Source organism: Streptomyces sp. NPDC005794 (assembly GCF_042871445.1).
In the GTDB taxonomy this organism is placed as follows: domain Bacteria; phylum Actinomycetota; class Actinomycetes; order Streptomycetales; family Streptomycetaceae; genus Streptomyces.
The window spans coordinates 344,830-362,906 of sequence record NZ_JBIAIN010000005.1 but is presented as its reverse complement, the minus strand read 5'-3'; the positions used below and the strand labels follow the sequence as shown (position 1 = coordinate 362,906).

Annotated in this window: 16 protein-coding genes and 1 pseudogene; 8 read left to right on the top strand and 9 right to left on the bottom strand. The window is 72.0% G+C overall.

Going from position 1 to position 18,077, the window contains the following annotated elements:
* Nucleotides 1-29: 29 nt before the first annotated feature.
* The 5 genes from uraD to ACFYQ5_RS10890 all read left to right on the top strand — a co-directional run bounded on the left by uraD (nucleotide 30) and on the right by ACFYQ5_RS10890 (nucleotide 5,056).
* A complete protein-coding gene (uraD, locus tag ACFYQ5_RS10910) occupies nucleotides 30-551 on the top strand; it encodes a 2-oxo-4-hydroxy-4-carboxy-5-ureidoimidazoline decarboxylase (RefSeq protein WP_389196222.1) in 522 nt (173 codons plus the stop codon).
* 5 nt (nucleotides 552-556) lie between these two features.
* Nucleotides 557-949, top strand: coding sequence for a hydroxyisourate hydrolase (gene uraH / locus ACFYQ5_RS10905; protein ID WP_389196220.1), 393 nt, complete (start codon nucleotides 557-559; stop codon nucleotides 947-949).
* A gap of 8 nt (nucleotides 950-957) precedes the next feature.
* Entirely contained in the window at nucleotides 958-1,890 is a 933-nt protein-coding gene (gene pucL / locus ACFYQ5_RS10900) for a factor-independent urate hydroxylase (RefSeq protein WP_389196218.1), read from the top strand.
* An 86-nt stretch (nucleotides 1,891-1,976) separates the two neighbouring features.
* Nucleotides 1,977-3,374, top strand: coding sequence for an 8-oxoguanine deaminase (locus ACFYQ5_RS10895; protein WP_389196216.1), 1,398 nt, complete (start codon nucleotides 1,977-1,979; stop codon nucleotides 3,372-3,374).
* Nucleotides 3,375-3,601: 227 nt separating this feature from the next.
* Entirely contained in the window at nucleotides 3,602-5,056 is a 1,455-nt protein-coding gene (locus ACFYQ5_RS10890; RefSeq protein ID WP_389196214.1) for a nucleobase:cation symporter-2 family protein, read from the top strand.
* 62 nt (nucleotides 5,057-5,118) lie between these two features.
* Here ACFYQ5_RS10890 and ACFYQ5_RS10885 read toward each other — a convergent pair whose 3' ends face one another.
* Nucleotides 5,119-5,985, bottom strand: coding sequence for a chitosanase (locus tag ACFYQ5_RS10885; protein ID WP_389196212.1), 867 nt, complete (start codon nucleotides 5,983-5,985; stop codon nucleotides 5,119-5,121).
* A gap of 310 nt (nucleotides 5,986-6,295) precedes the next feature.
* On the opposite strand from ACFYQ5_RS10885, the gene ACFYQ5_RS10880 reads away from it, so the two are divergent.
* Nucleotides 6,296-6,979: an alpha/beta fold hydrolase gene (locus tag ACFYQ5_RS10880; RefSeq protein ID WP_389196210.1), complete on the top strand. Its 684-nt coding sequence runs from the start codon at nucleotides 6,296-6,298 to the stop codon at nucleotides 6,977-6,979.
* A 45-nt stretch (nucleotides 6,980-7,024) separates the two neighbouring features.
* On the opposite strand, the gene ACFYQ5_RS10875 is transcribed toward ACFYQ5_RS10880, so the two are convergent.
* Nucleotides 7,025-7,633, bottom strand: a complete 609-nt coding sequence (locus ACFYQ5_RS10875) for a TIGR03086 family metal-binding protein (RefSeq protein WP_389196420.1) — start codon at nucleotides 7,631-7,633, stop codon at nucleotides 7,025-7,027.
* Between the two features lie 117 nt (nucleotides 7,634-7,750).
* On the opposite strand from ACFYQ5_RS10875, the gene ACFYQ5_RS10870 reads away from it, so the two are divergent.
* Nucleotides 7,751-8,743, top strand: coding sequence for a fibronectin type III domain-containing protein (locus tag ACFYQ5_RS10870; RefSeq protein WP_389196208.1), 993 nt, complete (start codon nucleotides 7,751-7,753; stop codon nucleotides 8,741-8,743).
* Between the two features lie 418 nt (nucleotides 8,744-9,161).
* Here ACFYQ5_RS10870 and ACFYQ5_RS10865 read toward each other — a convergent pair whose 3' ends face one another.
* The 6 genes and pseudogenes from ACFYQ5_RS10865 to ACFYQ5_RS10840 all read right to left on the bottom strand — a co-directional run bounded on the left by ACFYQ5_RS10865 (nucleotide 9,162) and on the right by ACFYQ5_RS10840 (nucleotide 15,352).
* Nucleotides 9,162-9,824, bottom strand: coding sequence for a lysophospholipid acyltransferase family protein (locus ACFYQ5_RS10865; protein ID WP_389196206.1), 663 nt, complete (start codon nucleotides 9,822-9,824; stop codon nucleotides 9,162-9,164).
* Between the two features lie 120 nt (nucleotides 9,825-9,944).
* Nucleotides 9,945-11,114, bottom strand: a complete 1,170-nt coding sequence (locus ACFYQ5_RS10860; RefSeq protein WP_389196204.1) for a VWA-like domain-containing protein — start codon at nucleotides 11,112-11,114, stop codon at nucleotides 9,945-9,947.
* Nucleotides 11,107-12,315, bottom strand: a complete 1,209-nt coding sequence (locus ACFYQ5_RS10855; RefSeq protein WP_389196202.1) for an AAA family ATPase — start codon at nucleotides 12,313-12,315, stop codon at nucleotides 11,107-11,109. The genes ACFYQ5_RS10860 and ACFYQ5_RS10855 overlap by 8 nt, the downstream gene beginning before the upstream one ends.
* Nucleotides 12,312-14,024 (bottom strand): ankyrin repeat domain-containing protein, encoded by a 1,713-nt coding sequence (locus tag ACFYQ5_RS10850; protein WP_389196200.1) that lies wholly within the window; start codon nucleotides 14,022-14,024, stop codon nucleotides 12,312-12,314. The genes ACFYQ5_RS10855 and ACFYQ5_RS10850 overlap by 4 nt, the downstream gene beginning before the upstream one ends.
* Before the next feature lie 23 nt (nucleotides 14,025-14,047).
* Nucleotides 14,048-15,184 carry a gala protein gene (locus ACFYQ5_RS10845; protein WP_389196198.1) on the bottom strand — a complete coding sequence of 379 codons (1,137 nt, stop codon included), beginning with the start codon at nucleotides 15,182-15,184 and terminating at the stop codon, nucleotides 14,048-14,050.
* Between the two features lie 92 nt (nucleotides 15,185-15,276).
* Nucleotides 15,277-15,352: pseudogene (locus ACFYQ5_RS10840) on the bottom strand.
* Nucleotides 15,353-15,475: 123 nt separating this feature from the next.
* Here ACFYQ5_RS10840 and murJ point away from each other — a divergent pair.
* Nucleotides 15,476-17,344, top strand: coding sequence for a murein biosynthesis integral membrane protein MurJ (gene murJ / locus ACFYQ5_RS10835; RefSeq protein WP_389196196.1), 1,869 nt, complete (start codon nucleotides 15,476-15,478; stop codon nucleotides 17,342-17,344).
* 168 nt (nucleotides 17,345-17,512) lie between these two features.
* Here murJ and ACFYQ5_RS10830 read toward each other — a convergent pair whose 3' ends face one another.
* Nucleotides 17,513-17,929: a hypothetical protein gene (locus tag ACFYQ5_RS10830; RefSeq protein WP_389196194.1), complete on the bottom strand. Its 417-nt coding sequence runs from the start codon at nucleotides 17,927-17,929 to the stop codon at nucleotides 17,513-17,515.
* Nucleotides 17,930-18,077 lie beyond the last annotated feature (148 nt).

Here is an 18,077-nt window from a genome sequence, read left to right as displayed (position 1 = left end):
CACAGCGAAATACAGCCACGGAGGCTCCCGTGACTTCGAGCTCCACACCGGGCCTCGCCCGGTTCAACACCCTGGCGGCCGGCGAGGTCACCGCCGTGCTGCACGAAGTGTGCGCCAGTGCGGAGTGGGGGAAGACCGTCCTCGCCCACCGGCCGTACGCCGGCACGGAAGCCCTGTTCACCGCGAGCGACGCCGCCATGGCAGAACTCTCCGCGGAGGACCTGGCCGAGGCGATGGCCGGCCACCCGCCGATCGGCCGCCCGAAGCCCGGCGACCCGGCCTCCGCACGCGAACAGCGAGGGATGGCCGGTGCGTCCGAGGAGCTCAGGACCGAGATGCTCGAACTCAACCTGGCCTACCAGGAGCGGTTCGGACACGTCTTCCTGATCTGCGCCACCGGAGCCACCGGTGAACAGATGCGCGACGCGGTGAAGTCCCGGATCGGTAACTCGCCCGAGCAGGAGCGCGAGATCGTGCGCACCGAACTGGGCAAGATCAACCGCATTCGGCTGACCCGCCTCGTACGGGACCTCTCAGAACAAGGAGCGTGACGGTCTTGAGCACCGACACCACCGCATCGGTGTCCACCCACGTCCTGGACACCAGCATCGGCCGCCCCGCCGCAGCCGTAGCCGTCTCGCTCGCCGCACGCGGCGGCACCGACGCGGACTACGTGGCGCTCGGCGGATCCGTGACCGACGTGGACGGGCGCTGCGAAGACCTGCCGGCACTGCCGGAGGGAACCACTCATGTACGGCTCGTCTTCGACACCGAGTCGTACCTCACCGCGAAGAGGCAAGCCGAGGCGCAGCAGGACGCCCCCCGCGTAAGGGACAGCGGCGCGTTCTTCCCGGAGGTGGCGATCGCGTTCGCCGTCACCCCGGGCGAGCACTATCACGTACCGCTGCTGCTCAACCCGTTCGGCTACTCCGTTTACCGAGGGAGCTAGCAGACAACATGCCCACGATTCTCGGCCAGAACCAGTACGGCAAAGCAGAGAACCGCGTCGTCAAGATCACGCGGGACGGCGACACCCACCACATCAAGGACCTCAACGTCTCGGTCGCTCTCTCCGGCGACATGGACGACGTCCACTACTCCGGCTCCAACGCCAACGTCCTGCCGACCGACACCACCAAGAACACGGTGTTCGCCTTCGCCAAGGAACACGGCATCGAGTCCGCCGAACAGTTCGGCATCCACCTCGCCCGGCACTTCGTGAGCTCGCAGGAGCCGATCAAGGTGGCCAGGATCAGGATCGAGGAGTACGCCTGGGAGCGCATCGCGACCTCCGACGGCAACTCGAAGTTCATCGGCGCCGAGGAGGTCAAGCACTCGTTCGTCCGCAAGGGCCAGGAGACGCGCACCTCCCAGATCACCTACGACGGTGAGAAGTGGGAGGTCATCTCCGGCCTCAAGGACCTCACCGTCATGAACTCCACCCACTCGGAGTTCTGGGGCTACGTCAAGGACACGTACACGACGCTGAAGGAGGCGTACGACCGCATCCTCGCTACCGACGTCTCCGCCAGGTGGCGGTACAACTGGACCGACGACGAGCAGCGCATGCCGAACTGGGAGAAGTCCTACGAGCAGACGCGCAAGCACATGCTCCAGGCCTTCGCCGAGACGTACTCCCTCTCGCTCCAGCAGACCCTGTACCAGATGGGTTCGCGCATCATCGACAACCGCGGCGAGATCGACGAGATCCGTTTCTCGCTGCCGAACAACCACCATTTCCTGGTGGACCTGGAGCCCTTCGGGCTGAAGAACGACACCCCCGACGGTGCCGTGTACTTCGCGGCCGACCGCCCGTACGGCCTCATCGAGGCGACGGTGCTGCGGGACGGCGTGGAGCCGAAGATCCCGGTCGACATGACCAACCTCTGACGCGGTGCTGACGGTCCCCGCCCTGCCGCGGGCGGGGGCCGGTCATCGCCGTGCCCACATCGCCAGAGACAGAAGAGGGAAGCACTATGGCAGCTTCGGCGGATCCCGGGACCACGCAACGGATCGTCATCGACAACTGTTCGATCGCCACCGTCGACGCACACGACACCGAGTACGCCTCGGGGCACGTCGTCGTGGCGGACAACCGCATCGAGTGCGTCGGCGCGGGCAGGGCACCGGAGAATCTCGAAGGTGTCGTGCGTCGCGTCGACGGCACCGGGCACCTCGTCACACCCGGCCTCGTCAACACCCACCACCACTTCTACCAGTGGATCACCCGGGGCCTGGCGACCGACCACAACCTCTTCGACTGGCTGGTCGCGCTGTACCCGACCTGGGCGCGCCTCGACGAGCCGATGGCCCGCGCCGCCGCCCAGGGTTCGCTCGCGATGATGGCCCGCGGCGGTGTCACCACCGCCATGGACCACCACTACGTCTACCCACGCGGTTCCGGCGACCTGTCCGGCGCGATCATCGGTGCCGCCCGCGACATGGGCGTACGCTTCACCCTCGCCCGCGGCTCCATGGACCGCAGCGAGAAGGACGGCGGGCTGCCGCCGGACTTCGCCGTGGAGACCCTCGACGGAGCGCTCGCCGCTACCGAGGCCACCGTCGACGAGCACCACGACACCTCCTTCGGCGCGATGACGCAGATCGCTGTGGCGCCCTGCTCGCCCTTCTCCGTGTCCACCGAACTGATGCGACAGGGCGCCGAGTTGGCGCGTCGGCGCGGGGTGCGGCTGCACACCCACGGCTCGGAGACCGTCGAGGAGGAACAGTTCTGCAAGGAGCTGTTCGGGATGGGCCCGACCGACTACTTCGAGTCGACCGGCTGGCTCGGCGACGACGTGTGGATGGCGCACTGCGTCCACATGAACGACTCCGACATCGCCGCCTTCGCCCGCACCGGCACCGGCGTCGCGCACTGCCCGTCCTCCAACGCCCGCCTCGCCGCAGGCATCGCCCGCGTCCCCGACATGCTCGCCGCCGGTGTACCGGTCGGGCTCGGCGTCGACGGCACCGCGTCCAACGAGTCCGGCGAACTCCACACCGAACTGCGCAACGCCCTCCTCATCAACCGCCTCGGCGCCCACCGCGAGAAGGCCCTCGACGCGCGCCAGGCGCTGCGCCTGGGAACGTACGGCGGGGCGCAGGTCCTCGGCCGGGCCGACGAGATCGGCTCCCTGGAACCCGGCAAGCTCGCCGACCTCGTGCTGTGGAAGCTGGACACCCTCGCCCACGCCTCCATCGCCGACCCCGTGACCGCCCTGGTCTTCGGCGCCGCGGCCCCCGTCACCCTCTCCCTCGTCAACGGCAGGGCCGTCGTCGAGGACAGCCACCTCACCACGGTGGACGAGGACGCCATCGCCCGCGCGACCCGCGACGAGGCCAGGCGCCTGGCACGGATCGCCGCCGGAGCCTGATGTTCCCTGCCCCCTGACAGGCCGGCCGAGGGGGACGGCCCTCGGCCGGCCGCCGTGGACCCGACGGGTTCACGGCAGCCGGTGCGGGTGCGCGTACCTTCGTACGCGCACCCGCACAGGTGAGTACCGAGCTGCCCGCACCAGCTGCACGACCTGCACCAACGCACCACTCCGCACCACCTCCCTGACACCCACGTCGCCCGACGTGTACCCGACCGGAGGAAGCCGTGGCAGCTACGCCCAGGTTCCGTAAGAACGCAGTCGACGCAAACGCAGCCGAAGGAAGCGCGGCCCGAGGAGGGGCGGCCGGAGAGCCGGGCGCCACACACCCGGTCGACGAGACACTTCCGCCTCTCAAGATGTTCACCAGCGGCCTCCAGCATGTGGCCGCCATGTACGCGGGCGTGGTGGCCCCGCCCATGATCGTGGGGCCCGCCGTGGGTCTCAGTGCCAAGGAGACCGCCTTCCTCATGGGGGCGAGCCTCTTCACGGCGGGGATAGCCACCCTGCTCCAGACCCTCGGCTTCTGGCGCATAGGCGCCCGGCTGCCGTTCGTCAACGGCGTCTCGTTCGCCGGGGTGACCCCGATGATCGCGATAGGCAAGGACCGCGGGCACGAGGGCATCGCCGTCATCTTCGGCGCGATCATCGTCGCCGGCCTCCTCGGCTTCCTCCTCGCCCCGTACTTCTGCAAACTGGTGCGGTTCTTCCCACCTGTGGTCACCGGCACCGTCATCACGCTGATCGGCGTCTCGCTGCTGCCGGTCGCCTTCAACTGGTCGCAGGGCGGCAACGCGACCGCCGACGACTACGGTTCGACGACGAACATCACCATGGCCGCCGTCACCCTCGTGGTCGTGCTGGCCCTGCGCAAACTGCTGCGGGGCTTCCTCCAGCAGATCGCCATCCTGCTCGGCCTGGTCATCGGCACCCTGATCGCGATCCCCGCCGGCATCACCGACTTCGGGGCCCTGGGCGACGCGGACGTGGTGGGCTTCCCGACGCCGTTCCACTTCGGCGCGCCGCAGTTCGAGATCGCCGCCATCATCTCGATGTGCATCGTGATGCTGGTCTGCATGACCGAGTCCACCGCCGACATGCTGGCCCTCGGCAAGATCGTCGGCCGTCCGGCGGACGAGCGGACCATCGAGGGCGGACTGCGCGCCGACGCCCTGGGAAGCGCCGTCAGCCCGCTCTTCAACGGCTTCATGTGCAGCGCGTTCGCCCAGAACATCGGGCTGGTCGCCATGACCAAGGTCCGCAGCCGGTTCGTCGTCGCCGCAGGCGGAGTCATCCTGGTCCTGCTCGGCCTGGTCCCCGTGGCAGCGTCCGTCATCGCTCTCGTACCGCTTCCGGTCCTCGGCGGCGCGGGCATCGTGCTCTTCGGGTCGGTCGCGGCGAGCGGCATCCAGACGCTGGCCACCGCCGCCCTGGAGAAGGGCGAGAACGCCCTGATCGTCGCGGCGGCCGTCGGCGTCGGGCTCATCCCGATCGCCGCGCCGGACTTCTACCACGCCTTCCCCGAGGACCTGCTCGTCGTCCTGGACTCGGGTATCTCCACCGGCTGCGTGGTGGCGATCGTGCTGAACCTGGCCTTCAACCACTGGGGCCGGACGCCGGAGGCGGAAGCCGCGGACAGCGAACAGCCGAAGGACCCGATGGCCGTGCCCGTCGCCCACTGACGCGGACGGTGCGCGTACGGGCCCCTTCGCCGGGCCCCGTACGCGCACCGTGTGCGGTGGTGTCAGCCGATGTGGAAGCTGTCGCCGTAGACCTGCCAGTCCAGTGGCGGGTCCAGATTCAGATTGCCGTTCCGCAGGAACACCCGCTGGGCCGTGTCCACCCGGCTGGTGTCCGAGTGGGCCTCCTCCTGCTTCATCGCCCAGACCCGTGCGTCCAGGAACGCGTCGAGATAGGCGACCTCGTCACCGCCCCGCGAGGGCGGGGCCGCCTGTTCCAGGGCCATCTGCCGGATCGCGCCGAAGCTCGTGCTGTCGGTGCCGCCGCCGTGCATCACGATGGCGTCGTAGTACGCGAACTGACCGAGCGTGCCGAGACCGTCGTCCTTGCCCTGGCGTACCGCCGGGTCGAAGTACACCCGGTCACGCTCGTCGTTCTGCGCCTGCTGGAACGCGGGGTCGGACGCGGCCTCGGCCCAGTGGCCGGTGAAGCCGGGATCGAGCCCCTCGTGCGAATCGGTCCCGTCCACCTCGCGGAGGGCGGGCAGGTACGCCGCCAGGGCGTTGCCCGGCACGCGCTCCGTGTACAGCTCCACCAGGTCGAGCATGTCGCCCGTGCCGGAGCAGAATCCGATGATGCCGGCGGTGTAGCCGCGGCCGTCACCGATGTCCTCGATGTAGTCGTACTGGGACTTCCAGTCCAGCGAGGAGTTCTCCGCGCTGGACACCAGCTGCATCGCGATGTCCTTCTTCGCCGGGTCGTCGAGACCGGTCGCGGCTGCCTCCAGGTGTGCGGCCGGCGGCGTGGGGGCGCCGGCCTGGGCGAAGGCCGGGATCGCCGTGAACGTCAGCCCGAGGGCCAGCGCGGCGAGTCCGACGGTGCGGGTGAAGCGGGTGGTGCGACGTGAGGTGCTGTTGTGGGGGTGATGCACCAGACCTCCATCAGGAGTTCGTCGTATAATCTGTTAGGAAACTTTCCTACCAGAGGACCGGGTGCGCGGTAACCCCTCGTGCACGGATGGGGGCGGTGTTCTTCACCCGCCGTCCGCGTACTTCGACCCGGCGGGTGAGCGCGCCGAGGCTGACGGGCTCAGAGCCCTGGGGCAGTTCATCTACTACGACGGTCCCGCTCCGTGTCCCGCGACGACCGGAACACCGGATCGTCCGCCGCGCTTCACGCACCGAACGTGCCAGGCCGGGGGCGGTGCCGACGGGGGGTCCTGCGCCTGTAGCGTTCGCGACATGGAAGATCAGTCTGTTGTGGACGTCGGCGAAGTGCGGCTGGCGTATCGGACCTGGGGTGACCCGTTCGGCTCGCCCGTCGTCCTCTTGCACGGCCTCGGCGGCTCGTCCCTGAGCTGGGAGGCGGTGGGCACCCTCCTCGGCGAGGAGTGGCGGGTGTACGCCATCGATCTGCGCGGCCACGGCGAGAGCGACTGGCCCGACGAGTACGGCTTCGAGCAGATGCGGGACGACGTCCTGGAGTTCCTCGACGCCTGCGAGCTCGACCGGGTCGGCCTCGTGGGCCACTCGATGGGCGGAGTGGTCGCCTATCTGCTCGCCGAGGAGCACGCGGACCGGGTGGAGCGGCTGGTGCTGGTCGAGACCCCGCCGCCGTTCCCGGGGCAGTCGGCCGACGACAGTCCCCCCGCCGGCCCGGTGGACTACGACGAGAACGTCCTGCCGGCCGTCCGGGCCCAGATCGCCGAGCCGGATCCCCGCTGGGAGGAGGAGCTGGGCCAGATCGTCGCTCCCACCCTGATGATCGCGGGGGGACCGGAGAGCGGTATGCCGCAGGAGAGGCTGGCCGACATGGCGTCGCTCATCCCCGACTGCCGACTGCTCACCCTGGGCGGCGGCCACCAGGTGCACAAGAAGCACGCGGACCAGGTGGCCCAGCAGATCAGCGAGTTCTTCACCAGCTGAGCGGCTCCGCACTCCTGAGCGGAGCCTGCCGCGCTCGCGACGCCGTCAGCCGCCCGGCTGCCAGTCGGGCCGGCGCCCGCTCAGCGCGATCACCCTGTCGACCGGCGGGGCGCCGGCCGGGACCGGGACCGGGGGGCCGAAGATCGCCTCGGGGCCGGACCTGTCGTCGTCCCCGGGCGCCAGCACCGCCTCCGACGAGCGCAGGCTCGCCTCGTCCGCGCGGAACTCCTGACCCGTGGCCCTGGCCAGGTCCCAGCCGTGCACGACCAGCTCGTTCAGGGCAACCGCTCCGGCGACCCGGCCGGGAAGATCCATCCCGCCCACCCGGGTCATGCCCTCCAGCGCGGCAGGTGTGCGCCAGGCCGTGACCAGCTCGTCCAGCAGCGGAGGCAGCGTCTCGCGCCAGTCGGCGGGCAGCACCGGCAAGGCCGACGTCGGGGAGGTGTCGGTCGTCGGGCCCGGCTTCTTGTACGCGGCGTCGCGGAAGGCGACGGTCAGCCCGTGCAGGTGCCCGAGGAGCTCCCGTACGGCGTAGTCGGGACAGGGTGTCGGACCGGCCAGCCGCAGGTCGTCGATGGGGCCGATGAGTTCCTGGATCTGTCGCGCCGCCGGTCCGAGATCGAGGCCGGGTGCGGTTTCGTCGTGAGGGTCCATGCTGTGGAGACCGCTTCCGGGCCGGGAACTCATCGCGGACACCGTGGAACGCTCCGATCCGCCCTCTTGTCGTAGGCCCCACACGCGTGGCATACAGGTCTGGACCATTGCTGTCGGATGGAAGGCATCACTGTGCAACGCCCCCACGCACGCACCGCGTTGGCCTGCTCCGCCGCGCTGCTCCTCGCCACGCTCACCGCCTGTGGCGGGTCCGCGCAAGCGGACACCAAGCACCCGACAGTCCCCGAGGGGGTGACAGCGCAGGCCGGCAGTGCCACCTCCGTACACGTCATGTGGGAGCGGGCCTCGGACAACGAGGGGATCGCCGGCTACGACGTCTACCGGGCGGGGAGGAAAGCCGCCTCGGTGGCCGCGGGGAAGCTGATGACCGACATCGACGGTCTGGCCGCGTCCACCGCCTACACCTTCACCGTCAGGGCCCGCGACGCCGCCGGAAACCTCTCCGCCCCGAGCGCCGCCGCCCCCGTCACCACGCCCGCCGCCGCTCCCGCCGACAAGGAGGCGCCGACCGGACCGACGGAACTGCGGGGCGAGGCGGCCGGAGGCCGGACGGTCACCCTGTCCTGGGGCGGTTCCACGGACGACGTGGGCGTGACCTCGTACGACATCTACCAGGAGGACTCCAGGATCCACAGTGTCCCCGGCACACGGACCACGGCCCGGCTCACCGGATTGCGGCCCGGCACCGTCTACACCTTCACCGTCCGCGCCCGCGACGCCGCCGACCGGTCCTCAGCCGACAGCGACGCGCTCGACCTCACCACGCCGTCCGCACCGGGCGCCCCCGACAGCACGGCGCCCACCGGGCTGCGGACGAAGGCGACGGCGCGGGGCGAGGAGTCCCTGGTCGACCTCTCCTGGGACCAGCCGGACACCGGCGGCACGATTCCCGCGTACCAGCTGTTCCTGAACGGCGAGCCGACCACCACGATCGTCTGGGGCGGCACACCGCCCACCGGCCGCGCGACGTACCGGCTCACCCTGACCGACCCGCCCGGCACCCGCTACTCACTCAAGATCCGGCCCAAGCTCCCCGACGGGAAGTGGGGCGACTTCTCGGCCCAGCGCACGGTGGTCCTGCCGGGGTGACGGGCCGGTCGTCCGGCGGCCGCTCGTCCCCGACGGCGCCCACGCGCTGAGGTACCGGGCCCCGGGCGGCGGTTCCGGAGCCCCGGCAGAGGAGGCGGTCGGCCATGCGAGGTGCGGGAGCTTCCCGGCGGGTGGTCGCCCGAGGCCATGTCGTGCACTGCGCCTGCCGGCTCTTCCTGCGGCACGGCACGGTGGACATGGACGCGCTCGCCCAGGATCTCGCGGTCAGCCGGGCCACGCTCTACCGCGTGGCCGGCAGCAGGGACGGGCTCCTGGCCGACGTGCTGTGGGAGCCGGCGGATCACCTCCTGGACCGGGCGCGGCACCGGCGTACCCGCGGGCGTGGACGGCCTGGAGATCACCCGGCCACCTCCGCGCCACGGCGGGGGTGGCCGTGCCGGCCACGACGAAACGCTCCTCAGGCGGCGAGCGCGGCGGGTTCTCCGAGCTGTGCGGCGGCCGTGCGCCAGGCGGCGGTCACCGCTGTGCGGGCCTGCTCGGTCCGGGCAACCCCCTCTGCTGTCAGCTCGACCGGCTCTCCGACGTGGACGTGCAGTTCCGGGCGGCGCAGCGGCGCCGTGAACAGCCCCGCGAGCTGCTTGGCCGTGTTTCCCGAGGTGATCCGACGGGCGCCGGCCTGGCCGACGGGCACCACCGGGGCCCCGGTTCGTCGCACGAGCCGCGACAAGCCGCTGCGGAAGGGTGCGGGTGCCGCTTCCGCGACGTCCGTGCGGTGTGGGATACCGCCCTCGGCGTAGATCAGGACCAGGCGTCCGCGCTCGATCGCCTCGGCGGCTCCGTCCAGGGCGTGCGCCGCGCGTCGGTCGCCGCGGTGGACGGGGATGTGCCCTTCGCGGGCGAGCGCGCGGCCGAGCACCGGGACGCGCCACAGCCCGGCGGCCGCCATGACGACCGGACGGGCCCCGAGGCGGTGCAGCGCGGCGAGCACGACGGCGGGGTCGGCGAGCGAGGTGTGGTTCGCCACGATGATGCTGCCGGGGGCGAGTTCGGCGCCCGCGTCGGCGGTGATCGTGAGGCGGCCGACGACGGGCACCAGGGTGTCGGCGAGGCGGCTGAGCATGTCCGGTCTCCTGAGCTCGGCGATGTCGAGCTCCATCGTCGGCCGTGGGAGTGCCCGGATCCTGAGTAGGCGCACTCATCTTTGCCGGGCGGGGCCGGCGGTGACCACGAACGACCCGGCCTACGTGACGCGCACCGTCTCGACCCACGGGGGAGCGGCCGGGGCGGACGGGCCGATGAGGGCGGCGACGACCCGGCACGACGGGGCCCCTTCCGGCCAAGGCGTATGACTGTCCGTCAGGACCACGATGACGCCCGGGCGTTCACGCCCGGCCAGCGCGGCCGCGATCCCGACCCGCATGTCGGTGCCACCGCCGCCGCTCAGCGTGATCTGTTCGGCGGCCGTCACCCGGGAGACGGCCTGGACGTCGGCGTCACAGGCCAGGACCGCCACCCGGTTGCCCCGGATCCCCACCTCGCGCAGCACACCGGTGACCTCGGCGAGTGCGGCGGCGATCTCCGCCTCACCCATCGAACCCGAGGTGTCGATGACGACCGCCACCCTGGGCAGCGGCCGCCGGAGGCTGGGGAGCACGACGCCGCGCAGCGCCGCGCTCCGGCGGGAGGGCCGGCGGTAGGTGTAGTCGATCGCCCCGGCGGCCCAGGCGGCGGCTTCCCGTACGGCGCCCGCGAGCGCCTGCCGCCAGTCGACGGTGGGTTCGAGGACCTCGTCCGCCCAGCGCTTCCAGCCGCCGGGCAGGGTGCCCCTGGTGCGGGCATGGGCGCGCATCGTCTCCGCGGTGTGACGCCTCAGCGCCTCCGCCTCGACCGTGCCGACCCCTGCCGGGCCCGCACCGCCGGTCAACTCCCAGGGAGTCGGCTGCCCGTGGGCCCCCGACCCGCAGTCGTGGGTGACAGGGGAAGGCGGCAGAGAGGGCAGATATGCCTCGAAGAGCTGCCCCTCCGGAAGGCCGAAGAGCCGCGGCTCCAGCCGCCCGGCGGGCAGCGGCAGCCCGTCGGCGAGCAGGTCGTCGTTGATCTCGCAGTCCTGCGCGGCGTTCACCCGGTACCGGTCACGCTGGTCCGCCGCGGGAAGCAGCTCCGCCCGCCCGTGATGGTCGCGCAGCAGATGTGCCACCTCGTGCACCCACACCGCCGCCAGCTCCGCCACCGGGGTCTCCTCGACGAAGCCGGGCGAGACGTAGCAGCGCCAGTGCCGGTCCACGCCCATGGTGGGCACCTGATCGCTCGGCACCACCGTCAGGGCGTACAGCGCCGAGGCGAGGTACGGGCGGTCCGAGGCCGCCCGGTAACGCGCCGCGAGCAGCTTGGTGGTGTCCAGCTCAGCCACCCTGGGGCAGGGCGCCGGACTGCCGCAGCAGATCCAGGAAGCCGTCGATCCCCGGCGGCACCGGCCAGTCGAGGTCCCGCATCGCCGCAAGGTCGACCGCGGCCCGGGCGGCCACGTCGGGCACTCCCGCGTCCACGGCCTTGGCCAGCACGGCCCACCCCGCTTCCCAGCGCTGCCGGGTGAGATCACCCTGGACCGCGGCGACGACCGCGATCAGGAAGGCGAGCTGCCGGTCCCCGCGCTCGGGCAGTGCGCAGGCGTCCGGGTCGGCGAGTACACGGTCGGGGTCGGGAAGATCCAGGTGCTCCAGGTAGGACAGCAGCTCGATGCCCGCACCGTCCCCGACGGCCCCGGTGAGCACGGCGGCGACAGCCTCCCGCCCGGCGCCCGCCGCGTAGCCGGTGGCCAGCAGCCGCAGGGCCATGTCCCAGGTCCTCGGGGACGGCCACGCCCGGCCCCGGCTCTCCGCGTCGGCCGGGATGTGATGGACCAGGCCCGGCCGGGCCGTCAGGAATCCGGACACCGCGCCCCGGGCCCGCGCCGCCGCGCCCGGCACCCTGGCCGGGTCGACGACCGGTACACCCAGGGCCGGCCAGGTCCCCGCCATGCCGCGGGCCACGGTGCGCGGGTCGTGCGTCCACTGAAGATGGACGAAGCGATTGGCGAGCGGCGGACTGAGATGCCAGCCGTCAGCCGCGCTCGACGGCGGGTTGGCCGCCGCCACGATACGTACGGCCTCCGGCAACCGCAGGCTGCCCACCCGCCGTTCGAGTACGACCCGCAGCAGCGCGGCCTGCACGGCGGGAGGCGCCGAGGACAGCTCGTCGAAGAACAGCAGACCCTGGCCGGTACGGGCGAGCCGGACCGCCCAGTCCGGTGGTGCCATCGGCACACCCGTCACCGCCGGATCGTCCCCCACGACCGGCAGTCCGGCGAAGTCCGACGGCTCGTGGACGCTCGCGATGACCGTCTCCAGCTCCAGCCCCAGACCGGCGGCGAGCTGCTCCATCCCGGCCGACTTGCCGATTCCCGGCTCGCCCCACAGGAGTACCGGCTGATTAGCCGTCACGGCCAGTGCCAGGGCCTCCAGTTGGGGGCTGTCGGCGGGCTCGGTCCGGGTGGTGCGCAGCCGCCGGTTGAGCTCGTCGGCCGCCTCCAGCGGCCCGGGGGCGACGGAGGGGGGCCGGATGGTGGCGGTCACTGTTCCTCGTCCTCTTCGGTGTCCTGAGACCACGTGTCGTACCACGCGGACCCGATGCCCGGGTGCTCCGCGACCACTCGTTCCCTGAGGAAGTCGAGATCCTTGCGCTTGTACCGGCGGATCGTCTGCGCCAGCGAGAGTTCCGTCGCGTCGGTCACGTCGATCCGGGCACCGGCGTCGAGCAGCGCCCGCACCAGCGCGGTGGAGCCCCCTTCGCTCACCGCGACGCACAGCGGGGTCCGCTCCTGGTGGTCCCGGGCCTCCAGGTCGAGCCCTGCCGCCAGCAGCCGGGGCAGCAGCGCGTCATGGTCGAGCAGGGGCAGGAGGTGCAACAGGCCCCGCCGCCTGGCGTCCCGCACACGGAGGTCCACACCGGCGGCCAACAGCTCCAGGACTCCAGGAGTGTCTCCGTGCTGGGCGCGCAGGAACAGCTCCTGGCGCTGTGCCCGCAGCGCCTTCGGCAGCCGTCCCCTCCCCGACGTACAGGAGTGCTCCACCGCGAAGCAGCCGGCGACGGCTCCGCCGAAGGCCCGCATGGCACTCTCGCGTCGGTGTTCCTCCGCGGTGTGCGGGGTGCGCAGCGCACCGTCCCGGAAGACGACCTCGTGCCACTCACCCCGGCATCTCACCCGTACGGGACGTGGCACCGACGGCCCCGGCGGGCCGAACGGTCCTTCGAGGGCGGGGAAGAGGGACCCGGCGACCGTCGGGTGCAGCCATTGCGGCGGCATGGCGCCGATCCGCAGCAGATCGAGGTCGGGAAGACGGCGCCAGGCTGCTTCCGGGAGGCGCGCCGCAGTCGCGGCCACCGTCTTCGACTCGACGATCCGGGCCCGTAGCCGCCCGCCCGTGCCGTGGTCCGTGAGGTCCAGCAGGACGGCTGCCCGCCAGCTGAACGCGATCAGGAAGCGTTCCCTGCCGCCGACGGCGGTCGCGCGGCGCACCGCCGCGTGCAGCCGGGGAATGTCGATCGCCGTCCGGCGGAGTACCCACTCGGGGGCCAGCCCGCGCCACGACCGTTCGGACGCAGGCAGGGCCGGATCCCAGTCGACGCCCGCGGTGGCGAAGGCTTCGGTGAGCTCGCCCTCCTGGTACAGCAGGGTCACCCGCTCCGCCCGGGCCGCCGCGTCGTCGCCGGGTGCGGCGAGTTCCCTGGACGTGAGCGGTGTGCCGTCGTCGTGGAGGAAGGGAATCCGGCCGCCGGCCGCGACCGCCGCCCGAAGGCCGTCCGTGTGCCGTGCGTCCCACAGATACCGGGTCGCCCGCCAGTCCTCGACACCGGCGGCGAACACCCCTGGAGCGGCCTCACCGGGCACGGCGCCGAAGCGCAGTGCGAGCCGCTGGGGCCCGTCGACCATCGGAGGCGTACGCAGATGGAGATACGGCGCCAAGGGCAGGCCGGCACCGTAACCCGCCAGGACCACGGTGCGGTCGGTGGCGATCGTCGTGCGGCCACCGAGCACCCGGGGCAGGTGCCAGCGCACGAGGTCGGGCACCAGGTGCCGCAGGTCCGACATGAGGACCCCGGCCACGGCCGTACCGTACGTGGCGGCCACCTCCGCCGGGTCGAAGGTCACATCGACCCCGGCCACCGCGAGAGCTCCCCGCCAGTCGCCCGCCAGCCGCCGCTCCGTGGCCCGTTCGACCAGTCGGCGGGGCACGGCGTACTGACGGACCCGCCGCAGACTCGACTCCTCCTCCGCGGACATGAACCGCTCCTCGGAACCGCGCATCACCGGTAGACGCTCCGGATCGCACGCAGATCCGCGTGGGCGCCGGCGTCCGGGCGCAGCCGCGCGGTGAAGGACCGCTTCACCTTGCGGGGGAGTCCGGGGCCGAGACCCACGTACTCCAGCCGGGAGTCCACGCCGACCGCGCGCAGCAGTTCCTTCGCGCCCCGACCGGTCAGCCCCGTGTGGGCCAGCTCCAGGCGCCGCAGCGGGCTGCCGGGGAGGGCGGCGGCCAGCGCGTGGGCCCCGGCGTCGCCGGTCGCGTTGCCCGTCGCCCCGAGGCTGCGCTCCGACATCGGGCGTCCGAGGTCGAGAGCCTCGATCCCGCCGAGCGCATCGGCCAGTGCCCGCGCCCCCGCAGGTCCGATCCCGTTGCCGCCGAGACCGAGCCGCACCGGGCGCGCCCGGTCGGCCGCGGCGGCGAGCGCGGCGGCTCCCGCGTCGCCGAGATGGTTGGCCGAAAGGTACAGCTCCCGCACCCTCGCCTCACGGATCAGCGCGGCCAGGATCGGGGCGGCGTCCGGACCGAGCCCGTTGCCGCCGAGGAACAGCCTCTCCAGGGGCAGCTCCCGCGCGGACAGCACGTCGAGCAGGGCTGCCAGACCGGCGACGGTGATCCCGCTGTTGACCAGGTCCAGGGTGCGCAGGGCGGTGTTGCCCGCCAGCATCGGCACGAGCGCCCGGACCCCCGCGTCACCCAGCGGATTGCGCTTCAGCCACAGGGCCCGGACGGTCCCGTCCCCACCGAGCGCCCCGGCGAGCGCGGCGGCTCCTTCGGCCCCGATGCGGTTGCAGCCGAGATAGACCGTCCGCAGCCCGTGCCCGTCCCGGCGCAGGGCGTCCGCGACCGAACGCGCGCCCTCGTCCCCCAGGGAGTTGGTGCCGAGCAGGACGTGCCCGGCGTGCGGGGAGCGGGCAAGAGCGGGCATCAGCCTGGCGGCGCCGGCGGCCCCGAGACCCCGCTTGCACAGATCGACACGCCCGTCGCCGCGCAGGGTCCCCAGCGGGAACACCTCGTCCGCCCCGACCGGACGCTCCACCGCGAGCCGCCTCACCAGCGGCTCCAGCAGCGCCGGGTCGGCGAGCGGGATGTCCGGGTGCTCAACTGCCGGGCAGCGCACGGGCATCGGCTGCGACATCACACTCTCCAGTCCTTCGCCCACGAACCCGGCCGGAGCGGACCGCGCCCGCCACCCACCCGGCACACCGACGCCGTCCCTCCAAGAACAGGTGGCAAGACCGGCCGGATTCGAACCGGCGTCCTCCAGCTCGATGCGTGGGCGCGACGACCTCTGCGCTACAGCCTTGCCGTGCGTGATCATAGCGGCGACCGGATCGAAATCGCACGCCAGTACGCTGGTTGTACGAGGTCGGACAGGGGCGACAGCCGGTCCTGACCGGTATCGCTGACGCATGGTGGGGGATGAAGGATGAGCGCGCCGAACGACCCGAGGGACGACACCCGGGGACCCGGAGGCGGCACGCCGACCGATGACACGATGGTCCTGCGCGTCCCGGCCGACGACACGATGGTGCTGCGCCTCCCGCCGGGCAGCGCGCTCGCTGCCGGACCCGGCGCGGGAAGCGAGGGCCGCCCGGAGCAGGCCGACGAGGGCTCACCCGTGCCGCCCGCCCCCGAGCGGGGTGCCCGGCCGAAGTCTTCCGGGCCTTCGAGCCTGCTCAAGTCCAGTGCCGTGATGGCCGCGGGCACGATCGTCTCCCGTATCACCGGCTTTCTCCGCACCCTGGTCATGGCGGCGGCCATCGGCGTCGGAACGCTCAACGACTCCTACCAGGTGGCCAACGTCCTGCCCACGATGATCTACGTCCTGGTCGGCGGAGGAGCGCTCAACGCGGTCTTCGTCCCCCAGCTCGTGCGGGCCATGAAGAAGGACGACGACGGGGGTGAGGCCTACGCCAACCGACTGCTCACGCTGGTGATGGTCGCGCTGGCGAGCGTCACGCTCGTGTGTGTGCTCGCCGCCCCGCTGCTGGTGCACATGATGTCGCCGGACATCGCCTCCGACCCGCGGCGCATGGAGGTCACCGTGGCCTTCGCCCGGTACTGCCTGCCCACGCTGTTCTTCATGGGCGCCCACGTGGTGCTCGGACAGATCCTCAACGCCCGCGAGCGCTTCGGCGCGATGATGTGGACGCCGGTACTCAACAACCTCGTGATCATCGCCTCGTTCGGCAGCTTCGTCTGGGCCTTCGGCGGGTTCACCGAATCCGGCGTCACCCCGTCGACCATCACCCCCGAAGGCGTACGGCTCCTGGGCCTCGGCACCCTGCTGGGACTCTCCGTACAGGCACTCGCCATGCTCCCGTACCTGCGCGACGCGGGCTTCCGGCTGCGTCCGCGGTTCGACTTCAGGGGCCACGGCCTCGGCAAGGCCATGGGCCTGGCGAAGTGGACGCTCCTCTTCGTACTGGTCAACCAGCTCGGCATGATCGTCGTGACCCAGCTCGCCACGAAGGCCGGCTCCCTCGCGGAAGGCGCCGGGCACCTGGGTTCGGGGATCACGGCCTACAACTACGCCCTGCTGCTCTGGCAGATGCCGCAGGCCATCATCACCGTCTCGGTGATGACCGCCGTCCTGCCCCGGATCTCCCGCTCGGCACAGGACGACGACACGGCGGCGATCAGGGACGACCTCTCGTACGGTCTGCGGACCTCGGCCGTCGCCATCGTGCCGTGCGCGTTCGCGTTCCTGGCCCTGGGCGTACCGATGGCCACCCTGCTCTACGCCGGCTCCGGCGCCGAGGGCGCGAGGGGCATCGGATACGTCCTGATGGCCTTCGGCCTGGGGCTCATCCCCTACTCCGTCCAGTACGTCGTCCTGCGCGGTTTCTACGCCTACGAGGACACCCGCACGCCTTTCTACAACACCGTGGTCGTCGCCCTGGTGAACGCCGCCGGCTCGGCCCTGTCCTTCGTCGTCCTCAGCCCCCGCTGGGCCGTCGCGGGGATGGCCGCCTCGTACGGCCTGGCCTACGGGGTCGGGGTCGGCATCGCCTGGCGCCGGCTCCGCAAGCGTCTGGGCGGTGACCTGGACGGCCGGGGCGTCCTGCGCACCTACACACGCCTGGTCGTGGCAGCGGCCCCCGCCGCGCTGGCCGGCGGCGGCGTGGCGTACGCGGTGACCGGGGCGCTGAGCAGCAGTGCCTCGGGCTCGCTCGCGGCTCTGGTCGCCGGTGGCCTGGTCCTGCTCGGTGTCTTCCTGGCCTTCGCCCGTCTCCTGCGGATCCCGGAACTCAGCGCCCTGACCGGGATGGTGCGGGGGCGCCTCGGCCGCTGAGGCCGGCTGCCGGATCGTGCGCTCCTCGGGCGGCGAGCGCGGCGGGTTCTCCGAGCTGTGCGGCGGCCGTGCGCCAGGCGGCGGCCACCGCTGTGCGGGCCTGCTCGGTCCGGACAACTCCCTCTGCTGCCAGCTCGATAGCCGGCCCGCCGCAGAGCGCCCCGTCGGCTACGCCGGAGGCCGCACCCACGGAGCGGAGCGCTGACCAGGGGCCGCGTCGTCCCGCCAGTACCTCAGAACGGTCTCGTGCACGATCTCCAGCCGCTCCGCGCCGATGAGGCGGGAGACGGGCTCCCGGCCGCCCGCGTCCGCGTCGAAAGCGACGAGAACCGGCGGTTCCTCACCGAACTGACGGGCCACCCGTCCCCGCTCCTCGCCTGTCGGAGCCCGGAAGCGCGGATCGTGGAACATCACCGGGCAGCTGACGAGGACGGGACCGCCGAAGACCAGCTCCAGGCCATGGTGGTAGCTGAGGGCGTACCCGGCCGCCAGACGGAACTGACCGGCATCCCAGGTGATGACCTCCCAGTCCCACCAGGACCCCTCGGGCAGCTCGGTGCCGACGTGCCGCTGTCCCCTGTCCATCCTCACCCACCCCATCTCACCCCATCTCACCCCATCGCACCGGCTGTCCGACTCTCCACGCGTGGACCCGGTCGGTCATGGTCCGGCGGACCTCACCCAGGTCCGTGGAGCTGACCCTGGGTGACGAGATCAGGCAGGATTTTCGATG